We start from the raw sequence: 9,911 nt of genomic DNA on the forward strand, positions 1-9,911 counted from the left end.
TCCCGGCCCGAGCGGCCGGGCGGGCCGGGCGGGCTGTCCCGCCTGGCCGTACGGGTCAGGTGCCGTCGGGCTTGTCCTGGTCCGAGCCGGTGCGGGCGCGGGCGCCGGTGCGGGTGCGGCCCGCCGTCTGGGCGCGCTGCGGGTGCCGGCGCACGTACTCGTGCTCCAGCTCGTTCATCCGCTGCGTGTGGGTGACCAGGGCATCGTCCGACCCGTGCAGCAGGGTCTCGTGGCGGGTGCGGTGGATGGCCTCCAGCTCCTTGAGCAGCCTGCCCTCCTCCAGCTCGCGCGCCGACGGACCGCCGCTCTCGTGCACCACCATGGCCGCTCTCCCTCCTCCTGGCCGGTCCTATCCGGGCCCGTTCTCCATCATCCCCTTCGCACCGGCTTTCGGCCGGATGAGCCCGCACCCGCGAGTAGACACTGTCTACGCCCGCCTGGTAGACAGTGTCCATGGATCATGGAATCCCGCTCCGGGAGCGGCTGATCGACGTCGGCGTGGAGCTCGTGCTGACGGAGGGGACCGGCGCCCTCGGGCTGCGCGAGATCGCCCGCCGGGCCGGGGTCTCCCACGGCGCGCCCCGCCGCTGGTTCCCCACCCACCACGCCCTGCTCTCGGCGATCGCCCACCGCGGCTTCGCTGACCTCGCCGGCCGGTTCGCGGCCGCGACCGCGAACGCGGGGACCGGCGCGGGGTCGCCGCGGGAGCAGGTGCGGGCCCTCGCCGACGCCTACCTGGGCTACGCGCTGGAGCACCGCGGCATGTTCGAGCTGATGTTCCGCCACGACCTGCTGGACAGCACCGGCCGGCCGGACACCGGGCAGCCGCAGCTGCGCGCCTCCACGCAGCCGCTGTTCCGGATGCTGGTGTCCCTGGTGTCGCACTGCCGCGAGGACGGGGACGAGGACGGCGACGCCGAGGTCACCGCCGCGGCGCTGTGGGCCGGGCTGCACGGCACGGCCCAGCTCTGGGCGTGGGGCAGTCTGCCGCTGGTGCTCGGCGACGGCCGTCAGGAGCTCGTCGGGCGGATCGTCGATGCGGTGCTCGACGCCCACCTCGGACGGGTGGCGGACGCGTGAGGCACCGGATCGTCCTCCTCGTCAGCGTCGGCGGCGCCATGCTCGTCGCCCTCGACGGCACGGTGCTGAGCGTGGCGCAGCCCCGTCTGGCCCGGAGCCTCGGGGCGGACGTGGCGCAGGTGCAGTGGACCAGCACCGCCTACCTGCTGTGCGTGGCCGCGTTCCTCGTCATCGCCGGGCGCCTGGGCGACCGGTACGGGCACACCCGGCTGCTCGTCACCGGTGTCCTCGGCTTCGCCGCTGCCTCGGCGGGGATCGCGCTCGCGCCGGGGATCGGCTGGGTGATCGCCCTGCGGGCCGCGCAGGGGGTCTTCGGCGCCCTGCTCCAGCCGGCGACGCTGGCGCTGCTGCGGCTCGCGTACCCGGCCGACCGGCTGGCCGGGGCGGTCGCCGTGCGGACCAGCGCCATCGGGGCGGCCGCGGCGGCCGGGCCGCTGCTCGGCGGGCTGCTGGTCGCGCGGGCGGGCTGGCGTTCGGTGTTCGTGCTCAACGTGCCGATCGCCGTGGCCATCGCCGTGCTCGCCCTCGCCGTACGGGTGCCGGCCGCCGACCGGAGCGCGGGTGGCGGGGCCGGCGGCCCGCGACCGGAGCTCGCCGGGGCGGCGCTCCTCGCAGCGGCCCTGGCCGTCCTCGTCCACGCGCTGGCCGGTGTACCGGCCCACGGCTGGACCTCGGTGCGGACCGTGCTCGGGCTCGCCGCGGCCGCCGGCCTCGCGGTGCTGTTCGTACGGAGCGAAGGGCGCTCTGCGGCGCCCCTCGTACCGGCCGCGGTGGCGCGGTCCGTGCCCGTCTCGGCGTCGATGGCATTGCTGCTGTGCGTGTCCGGGGGCATGTTCGGGGCGCTGTTCACGGGGACGTTCCTGCTCCAGGAGCGGCGGGGGCTCGACCCGCTGGCCACCGGCCTGCTCGTGCTGCCGCTGACGGTCTGCATGGTGGCGGGCGCTCCGGTGGCCGGGCGGCTGCTGCGGCGCCACGGGCCGCGGCGGACCGCGCTCGGCGGAACCGTCCTGGTCGTGGCCGGCGTGGCGGGACTCCAGGCCTGGTCCGGGCCGTGGGTGACGGCGGCGTTCGCGGTGCTCGGCGCGGGCTTCGCCGCCGTCATGGTGACCGCGACCGGGACGGTGGTCGGGGACGCCCCGCCCGGCTGCGCGGGGGTGGTCGGCGGGCTCAAGCAGACCGCGATGAACGTGGGGCCGACGCTCGGCATCGCCGTGGCCGCGGGGGCGGGCAGCTCGGCGGGGGCCCTGCTCGGGCCGGCCGCCCTGGCCGCGGCGGGGCTGCTCGCGGCCTCAGCCCTGCCGCGCGGCGCGCGCCGTACAGCTGCGGGCGACCTCGTCGGCGAAGACCCTCGCCAGCGGCGCGAGGGCGGCCCAGCGGCGGACGGCCCAGCCGACCGCCAGGGGCGGCAGGGCGGGGATCGGGACGAGGCGCAGCGGGCCGCCGGTTCCGGGTACCTGCCAGCCGGGCAGGGCGGGCACGACGGCGTGGCCCAGGCCCAGTTCGGCCAGGAGCAGGGCGGTGTCCCAGTCGGCCACGCTGGTGTCGGAGCGGATCCTGATGCCGGCCTCGGCGAAGGCGGCGTCGAGGTGGGCGCGTGAGGCGGAGTTCTCCGGGAGCCGGATGTGGCGGATGCCGGCCAGGTCGGCGGGGTCGATGCGGTGCCGGGCGGCGAGGGGGTCGTCGGCGCCGACGGCGAGCACCCAGGGCAGCTCCATGACGGGGCGCTGCTCGATGCCGCGCACGGGACGGCCGATGGTGATCCAGGCGAGGTCCAGGTCGTCGGCGGCGAGGGCGTCGAAGCAGCTGCGGCTGGAGTTCTCGGTCTGGAACTCCAGGCTGACGCCGGGGTGGCGGCGGCGGAAGTCCACGACCGCCTCGGACATGAAGTGCCGTACGGTCGTCGCCCCGGTGGTGATGCGCACGGAGCCGGTGTCCCCGCGCACGAGCTCGTCGAGGCGGCGCAGCGCCCCGTCGAGCCCGGCGATGCCGTCGGCTGCGGCCGCCTGCAGGATGCGGCCGGCCTCGGTGGGGACGACGCCGCGGGCGTGGCGCTCCAGCAGGCCGGTGCCGGTCTGCTTCTCCAGCCGGCGGACGTGCTGGCTGACGGCGGACTGGGTGCAGCCGAGGTCGCGGGCGACGGCGCTGAGGCTGCCCGCCCGGCAGACGGCCACGAAGACGCGGAGGTCGTCGAGAGTCATGAACCCAAGCTACAGCTTGGGTGTTGATAGGAAATCAGAGGATTGACTTGGGTTTCCGGGTGGACAACGATCAATGCGGGTCCCAGGGCGGCAACCCGTCCCCGTCAGCGCCGTGGTCCGGACCCCGGGCGTCGGCGGGGACGGGTGCCGACCCGCTCACCTCCTTGCCCGCCCCCGACGAGGGAACCTCCATGGACCAGCAGCCGCACGAACTCCCCTCCGACCTGCGTGAGTCGGCCGCCCTTGCCCTGCTGCGCGAGCTCGGCGCCGAGGGCATCGCGCACCCGGGCGGCAGCCTTCTCGCCCATCTGCAGCGCGTACGGGCCGTGCTCGGGGCCTGGGGCGCACGGCCCGAGCTGTGTCTGGCGGGGCTGTGCCACGCCTTCTACGGCACCGACGGTTTCGCCACGGCCCTGCTTCCCCTGTCGCGGCGGGCCGAGTTGGCGCAGGCCATCGGCGGCGAGGCGGAGGGGATCGTGTATCTGTACGCGAGTTGCGACCGCGCGGTCTCCCAGCGGGTCCTGGCCGACGACGAGGCGGGGTTCCGCGACCGGTTCACCGGCCGCGTCCACTCCCCCGACCGCCGGTCGCGGCGGGATTTCGCCGAGCTGACCGCGGCGAACGAACTGGACCTCGCCCGCCGCGACCCCGCGTTCCGGGCGGCCTACGGCCCGGACCTGCTCTCCTTGTTCGGCGGGTGGCGGGAGCTGCTGAGCGAGCCGGCCCGGCAGGACTGCCGGGCCGTGCTCGGCGGTTCCTGAGCCCCGGGCGGGGTCAGCGGGTGGTGCCGGCCGGTGGTGACGGCGGTGCGACGGCGGCGGGTCGGCCGGTGAGGGTGATCTCGGCGAGGCTGGTCCACGGGCCGCGGCCACCGGCCTCGGTCAGCGCTCTCAGCCGCAGGTAGCGGCCGGTCTTCGCAGTCAGCGGCACGGAAGTGGCGGCGGCGGTGTCGGCGAAGGTGCCGGTCGCCACCGGCGGCCCCCAGTCGGCGGCGGAGTCGGACACGTACACCTCGTAGGCGCCGATCCGGCCGTTGACGCCGCCGTCCTGGCGCGGCAGGTGGCCGAGGCCTTCGACCGCGTACCGGGCCCCGAGGTCGATCCGGATCTCGTGCGGGAGCGGGGCCGCGGTCCCGCCGGACCAGGCGGTGTGCCAGTGGGTGGCCGGGTTGCCGTCGAAGGCGTTGGCGGCCGCGCCGTTCTCTGCGGCGGTCTCCTGGCTGTCGGCCGAGACCAGGGTCCAGCCGGACTGCGGGAGGGGAGCGGACGCCGCGGGGATCGGGTCGGCGGCCGGGACGGAGGTGCCGGTGGCGGTGAAGCCGTACGCGCCCGCCTGCTGCCCGGACTTGACCCACAGGATGCCGCCGCGGTCGGCGGCGTCGAAGTACCAGCCGGTCGCGGCCCCGTCGTAGGCGGCCTTGGAGGTGTGGCGGGTGAGCGCGGCGCCGTCGCCGGCCGTGACGAGGCCGGGGGCGGTGGCCACGTGGAGGGTGAACTCGTAGCCGCGCGAGGCCGGTTTGCCGGTGTAGCTGCCGGTGGGGGCGCCGACGTTGACGGTGACGTTGCCGGAGCCGGCTGCCGGGGCCGTGACGTCGACCTGCTGGCGGGCGTACGCGCCGGATTCGTGGGCGCGGGTGATGCCGTCGTCCTCGTACAGGCTGAAGGAGGAGGCGCCGCGCGGGTGGATGTCGTAGGTGAGCGTGGAGACCGGCTTCTCGCCCGTGTGGTTCATCTGCGGCCACATCGGCACGATCGCCCCGCCCTTGACGAAGAGGGGGAGCGTGTCGAGCGGCGCTTTGTACCCGTTCAGCCAGCCCGGTCCGGCGTACGTCTTGCCGGTCCAGTAGTCCGTCCAGGTCCCGGCGGGCAGGTAGATGCCGTCGCGGACGGCGGTGTCGGAGACGACGGGGGCGACGAGGAAGGAGTCGCCGGCCATGAACTGGCCGCTGGTGAGGTTGCCGCGGGCCACCGGGTCGTCCGGGTACTCCAGGACCAGGGCGCGGGTGCTGGGCACGCCGGTCTCGTGGGCGGTGCGGCTCATCGTGTACAGGTACGGCATCAGCCGCATCTTCAGCTGGAGGTACTTGCGGTTGATGGACAGGTACGGTTCGGCGAACCGCCAGGGCTGCTTGTCCTGGTAGCCGGCGGACGGATTGGTCGCGCCCCACCCGGACATGGTCATGAAGACCGGGGTGAAGGCCTTCCACTGCAGGTCGCGGACGTACGTCTGCGGGCTGCCGCCGAAGATGCCGTCGATGTCGCCGGAGGCGTAGTTGAGGGCGGACAGGCCGGCGCCGGTGACGGCCGGGACGTGCCAGCGCATGTCGTCCCAGGTGCCGTAGGTGTCGCCGGTCCAGACGACGGCGTTGCGCTGGGTGCCGGCCCAGCCGTCGACCGTCCACACGAACCGGCGGGCGTCGGAGTTCTTCTCGATGCCGTCCACGGCCTGCTGCACGCCGGTGAAGGCGGTCTTGTAGCCGCCGCCGATCCAGGCCACGTCGGTCTTCACGCCGCGGGTGCCGGCCGTGCCGACTTCGTCCGCGATCGATCCGAGGCCGGTGGAGGTCCACAGGCCGGTCTGGAAGCCCTTCGCCTTGAGCGCGTCCACCGTCGACTTCAGGGGTGCGGTGTAGCCGCAGCCGTAGCCGTCGTTGGGCAGGAACCAGCCCGAGGGCATGTCGTTGGCGCGGGCGTCGGAGGCGTAGCCGACCACGTCGGGGGTGGTCTGGTGGCGCAGCCGGTCGTGGTCGCCCTGGTAGGCGGGGTTGGAGGCGTTGAAGCAGTCGGCGTTGCCCAGTTCCAGGCCCCACATCGGGGCGAGGAACGGCTTGCCGCTGACGTCGGTGTAGGCGTCGAGGACGGATTTGAGGGAGGTGCCGGTGAAGTACCAGGCGTCGAAGCGCTTCTCGTCGTGGGTGAGGGTGGCGGGGGCGTTGAATGCGTAGCTGCCCTTGGCCCAGGTGTTGCGCATGACGCCGTAGCCGTTGGTGGACATGTAGAAGGGGGCCGGGCTGGCGTTGTCGTTCTCGCGCCACTTGTTGTCCACGGCCACCGGGACGGTCAGGCCGCGCAGCGCCCAGGCGCCGAGCCGCAGGCCGGTGCCGTAGAACTGCTCGTCGGCGCCGCGGGTGAGGTACTGGGTGGTCTGGGTGCCGGTCCAGGAGGTGGGTTTGCTCTCCTGCCAGACGAGGGTGGCGTTGTCGGCCCGGTAGACGGAGAACTTCAGCGGGGCCTTGTTGACGCGGATGGTCAGGGCTCCGGTGGTGATCCGGTAGTAGGCGCCCGCGTCGGCGGAGGCGGCGCCGACGGGGCCGAAGTCGGTCGTGGCGGCCAGGTCGGCGCCGGCCGGGTCGTTGGTGAAGGAGCCGTCGGGCGAGAGCCAGATCCGGAAGATGTCGGCGCGGGCGACCACCACGCGGGCCTTGGCGCCGCTGGTCGTGGTGACGGTGAAGGTGTTCCCGGACCGGGTCAGCCCGGTGGCGTCGCCCGCGGTGGCGCCGGACGGGGCCGCGGCGGCCCTGACGGCCATGGGCCCGGCGGCGGACAGCCCGGCCACGGCCAGGGCACCGGCGAGCAGCGCGGCCAGGACGGTGCGCTGCCGCCTGAGCGGACTCCAGCGGATGGGGATCAGTCTCATGGGCAGCTCCTCGTGCGGTCCGGAAAACGGACACACCGCTTTGGCATGCGCCTGGCAACATAGCGGCCTAGGGAGATCAGTTGAAGGAAGCTGCTCGAAATCGGCTGTAACCAAGCAGCTTTGAGCATCGGGAGGGGATGGACCGAGACGGACTGCTCCGCTCGAAGCGGGTGCCCTTACAAGGCCTGCGGTGATTACGGCTGCCGCGGCGGGGTGACGGCCAGGACCGGCGCGGCCGGGGAGGTGTGCCGGTGGCCGCACGGTTCGAAGACCAGGCGGACGGGCCGGCCCGGCTGCTGGCGCCAGGAGATCCGCTCCGGGGCGTCGGCGCACACGGGGCAGCGCGGCAGCGGGCCCGGCTGCGGCTGCGGCGGGCACTCCGGGGCGGCCGCGAGCGGCGGCCTGGGGTGCGGGTCACGCATGGGGGCTCCCTGGGGCGGCAGTGGTGGTGCTGGCACTCTGCCACGGACCGGCCCCTGGCGCACGGGCCGATCATCGGGGTTTCGGCTGGTCAGCGTCAGGGGCGGACGGTCCGGGCGGCGACCACGAGGCCCGACTCGTACGCCGCGATCACGGCCTCGGCCCGGTCGCGGACGCCCGGTTTGAAACGCGTCGGCGGCTGCCGAAGGTCACAACTCCGTCACACCGTGTGCACGCCCAACCGGCCGGCCCGAGCATGGCCCGATGCGCACCCACCACATCACCGCCTTCTCCCTGGCAGCCGTGGCCACGCTCTCCCTCGCCGCCTGCGGTCCGGCACCCGCCGCGGGCGATCCCAAGCCCGCCACCTCCGCGTCGTCGACGGGCTCGGCGGCGGGAAAGCCCGGCGGCGCCAAGCAGGCCGCTCTGCCGAACCTCGTCGGCATGGGCCTGCAGGCCGCACAGGACGCCGCGCAGGCGGCCGGGTTCTTCTCCCTCACCTCCCATGACGCGCTCGGGCGCGGCCGCGCGCAGGTTCTCGACCGGGGCTGGAAGGTGTGCTCGCAGACGCCCGGGCCGGGCGGCGGCGTCGACACCACGACGAAGATCGACCTCGGCGCGGTGAAGCTGGAGGAGGAATGCCCGGCCAAGGAGTCGGCGCCGCCGTCGGCGCCCGCGGGCGGGACCATGCCGAACTTCATCGGCAAGAGCATGAAGGTCGCCCGCCAGGCCCTGCCCGGCAACACGAGCATCACAGTCAAGGACGCCCTGCAGGACCGGATGGTGCTCCAGGAATCGAACTGGCGGGTTTGCACGCAGAACCCGCCGACGGGCACACCGCTGACGGGCCAACCCGTGGCATTCCACGTGGTCAAGTTCGAGGAGACCTGCCCCTGACCCCGACCGCCGCAGCCCCGGACCGCGGTCCGGGGCGCCGCCTCAGCCCCCGGCCGCGGTCCCCGCGTCGGGCTCCGGGTCCTCCAGCATCGAGGCGCGCAAGTGGGCCAGGACGCGGGAGAGCAGGCGCGAGACCTGCATCTGCGAGATGCCGAGGGCGGCGGCGATCTGGGCCTGGGTCAGTTCCTCGCCGAACCGCATCTGCAGCATGCGGCGTTCGCGGTCGCTGAGCTGTTCCAGCAGCGGCGCCAGCGTCTGGATGTCCTCGACGCGCTCCAGGGCCGGCTCCTCGGCCCCCATGACGTCGGCGAGGGTGGGCCCTTCCACGGCTTCGCCACTGTGTTCGGTGTGTGCGCCGTGCGGGGCGTCGAGGGAGCCGCTGGTGTGGCCGTTGGCGGCGACGAGACCCTCGATGACCTCCTCCTCCGACAGCTCCAGGTGGGCGGCGAGGTCGGCGACCGTGGGCGAGCGGTCGAGCGCGGTGGTCAGCTCCTCCTTCGCCTTCGCGATGTCGATGCGCAGCTCCTGCAGCCGCCGGGGCACGCGGACGGCCCAGGTGGTGTCGCGGAAGTGGCGCTTGATCTCGCCGGTGATGTACGGCATCGCGAGCGTGGCGAACTCGGTCGCGCGGGCCGGGTCGAAGCGGTTGATCGCCTTGATCAGCCCGATGGTGCCGACCTGGACGAGGTCCTCGATGTCACCGCCCTCGCCGCGGCCGCGGAAGCGGCGGACGGCGTACTGCACGAGCGAGGAGTTCATCTCGACGAGTGCGTTGCGGACGTAGCGGTGCTCCGGGCTGTCCTCGGGCAGTTCGCGCAGCCGCCGGAAGAAGACCCGCGACAACTCCCTGGCATCCGCAGGGGCCACCTCCCTCGGTTCCGTGATCCGGGGCAGGTCCGCGATCCGGGCGGCCACGGGGCGGCGGCGGGGGCACGGCACGACCGTGGCGGTTTGGAAAGCGGAGGACGGGGCAGGGGCGGGCATGGGGTTCGCTCCTTGGGCTGGTCGGCTTGCGGCGCGGGACCTTGACTGCCGTAGATCCTGGTGGTTTTCAGCTGGTACGTCAAGATTCGCCGGATGTAAGCGGAAGGGTGTAGACACACGCGTCCGCGTACCCGCGCGCAGGGGCGCCGGGGCCTGTGGGGGCCCGGCGCCCGTGCGTCAGCTGATCCGGAATCCGCTGACGGCGCGGTCCCGGTGGAAGGTGAGCCGGTCCCAGGTGGGGAAGGCGAGGTCGGTGACGGCGAGCAGCCGGCCGGAGTGGTCGTGCAGCGTGCGCCGTACGGTCAGCCCGCAGGCGCCGGCCGCGGCCGGGGGGTGGCTGCTGCGGGTCATGGTCAGCGTCTCGGCGACGCGGCCCTGCTCGGCGGCGCGGTCGAGCCAGCGGTGCAGCGGGCCGAGGTCTTCGTCGCGGGCGCCCGCGCGGTCGAGGTAGCCGGCCAGCTCGGGGGTCCGGGCGGCGACCCTGGGGCAGAGGTACGTGACGGCGTGCTGCAGGGTCTGGCCCGCCGGGCCGCGGTCGCGGCGGTGGTGCACCAGGGTGCGCTCCCCGCCGCGCATCCCGAGGAGCGCGCCGAGCGAGGGCGGCACGGTCACCAGGGCCAGCCGGCTCTGCGGGGGCAGGGGCGCGGGGACGACGCCTGGGAGGTGCGCAGCGGCGGCCGGCGGCGCCACGGCGAG

The 9,911-nt window shown here is 74.3% G+C and carries 9 protein-coding genes and 1 pseudogene; 4 read left to right on the plus strand and 6 right to left on the minus strand.

The genetic code is table 11. The features are described 5' to 3' along the window. Positions 1-55: 55 nt before the first annotated feature. A complete protein-coding gene (locus AB0F11_RS31035) occupies positions 56-322 on the minus strand; it encodes a DUF6158 family protein (RefSeq protein ID WP_361911045.1) in 267 nt (88 codons plus the stop codon). 131 nt (positions 323-453) lie between these two features. Here AB0F11_RS31035 and AB0F11_RS31040 point away from each other — a divergent pair, with 131 nt between their 5' ends. Both AB0F11_RS31040 and AB0F11_RS31045 read left to right on the plus strand, forming a co-directional pair. Further along, positions 454-1,080 carry a TetR/AcrR family transcriptional regulator gene (locus tag AB0F11_RS31040; protein ID WP_362180815.1) on the plus strand — a complete coding sequence of 209 codons (627 nt, stop codon included), beginning with the start codon at positions 454-456 and terminating at the stop codon, positions 1,078-1,080. 38 nt (positions 1,081-1,118) lie between these two features. Further along, a pseudogene (locus AB0F11_RS31045) lies at positions 1,119-2,393 on the plus strand (MFS transporter); the annotation flags it as partial. Here the strand turns inward: AB0F11_RS31045 and AB0F11_RS31050 are convergent. Then, positions 2,370-3,278, minus strand: coding sequence for a LysR family transcriptional regulator (locus AB0F11_RS31050; protein ID WP_362180818.1), 909 nt, complete (start codon positions 3,276-3,278; stop codon positions 2,370-2,372). The pseudogene AB0F11_RS31045 and the gene AB0F11_RS31050 sit on opposite strands and share 24 nt — an antisense overlap. Before the next feature lie 191 nt (positions 3,279-3,469). Between AB0F11_RS31050 and AB0F11_RS31055 the strand changes: the two genes are divergently transcribed. Then, positions 3,470-4,039: a DUF6817 domain-containing protein gene (locus tag AB0F11_RS31055; RefSeq protein WP_362180821.1), complete on the plus strand. Its 570-nt coding sequence runs from the start codon at positions 3,470-3,472 to the stop codon at positions 4,037-4,039. A 13-nt stretch (positions 4,040-4,052) separates the two neighbouring features. Here AB0F11_RS31055 and AB0F11_RS31060 read toward each other — a convergent pair whose 3' ends face one another. Further along, complete coding sequence (locus tag AB0F11_RS31060; RefSeq protein WP_362180823.1) at positions 4,053-6,914, minus strand: TIM-barrel domain-containing protein; 2,862 nt, start codon at positions 6,912-6,914, stop codon at positions 4,053-4,055. Between the two features lie 194 nt (positions 6,915-7,108). Further along, complete coding sequence (locus AB0F11_RS31065; protein ID WP_362180826.1) at positions 7,109-7,336, minus strand: hypothetical protein; 228 nt, start codon at positions 7,334-7,336, stop codon at positions 7,109-7,111. Between the two features lie 262 nt (positions 7,337-7,598). Here AB0F11_RS31065 and AB0F11_RS31070 point away from each other — a divergent pair, with 262 nt between their 5' ends. After that, positions 7,599-8,231: a PASTA domain-containing protein gene (locus AB0F11_RS31070; protein WP_362180829.1), complete on the plus strand. Its 633-nt coding sequence runs from the start codon at positions 7,599-7,601 to the stop codon at positions 8,229-8,231. A gap of 42 nt (positions 8,232-8,273) precedes the next feature. Here the strand turns inward: AB0F11_RS31070 and AB0F11_RS31075 are convergent, their stop codons facing one another. Next, entirely contained in the window at positions 8,274-9,215 is a 942-nt protein-coding gene (locus AB0F11_RS31075; protein ID WP_362180831.1) for a SigB/SigF/SigG family RNA polymerase sigma factor, read from the minus strand. A gap of 177 nt (positions 9,216-9,392) precedes the next feature. Next, on the minus strand, positions 9,393-9,911 hold a 519-nt coding region (locus AB0F11_RS31080; protein ID WP_362180834.1), incomplete at its 5' end, for a hypothetical protein.

Source organism: Streptomyces sp. NPDC032472, from assembly GCF_040636955.1.
Taxonomy (GTDB): Bacteria; Actinomycetota; Actinomycetes; order Streptomycetales; family Streptomycetaceae; genus Streptomyces.

What these genes read in the sequence shown, in the direction of transcription:
- AB0F11_RS31070 (WP_362180829.1), top strand. Translation starts at nt 7,599, where the DNA reads ATGCGCACCCACCACATCACCGCCTTCTCCCTGGCAGCCGTGGCCACG.
- AB0F11_RS31075 (WP_362180831.1), bottom strand. Translation starts at nt 9,215, where the DNA reads ATGCCCGCCCCTGCCCCGTCCTCCGCTTTCCAAACCGCCACGGTCGTG.
- AB0F11_RS31065 (WP_362180826.1), bottom strand. Translation starts at nt 7,336, where the DNA reads ATGCGTGACCCGCACCCCAGGCCGCCGCTCGCGGCCGCCCCGGAGTGC.
- AB0F11_RS31055 (WP_362180821.1), top strand. Translation starts at nt 3,470, where the DNA reads ATGGACCAGCAGCCGCACGAACTCCCCTCCGACCTGCGTGAGTCGGCC.
- AB0F11_RS31040 (WP_362180815.1), top strand. Translation starts at nt 454, where the DNA reads ATGGATCATGGAATCCCGCTCCGGGAGCGGCTGATCGACGTCGGCGTG.
- AB0F11_RS31035 (WP_361911045.1), bottom strand. Translation starts at nt 322, where the DNA reads ATGGTGGTGCACGAGAGCGGCGGTCCGTCGGCGCGCGAGCTGGAGGAG.
- AB0F11_RS31060 (WP_362180823.1), bottom strand. Translation starts at nt 6,914, where the DNA reads ATGAGACTGATCCCCATCCGCTGGAGTCCGCTCAGGCGGCAGCGCACC.
- AB0F11_RS31050 (WP_362180818.1), bottom strand. Translation starts at nt 3,278, where the DNA reads ATGACTCTCGACGACCTCCGCGTCTTCGTGGCCGTCTGCCGGGCGGGC.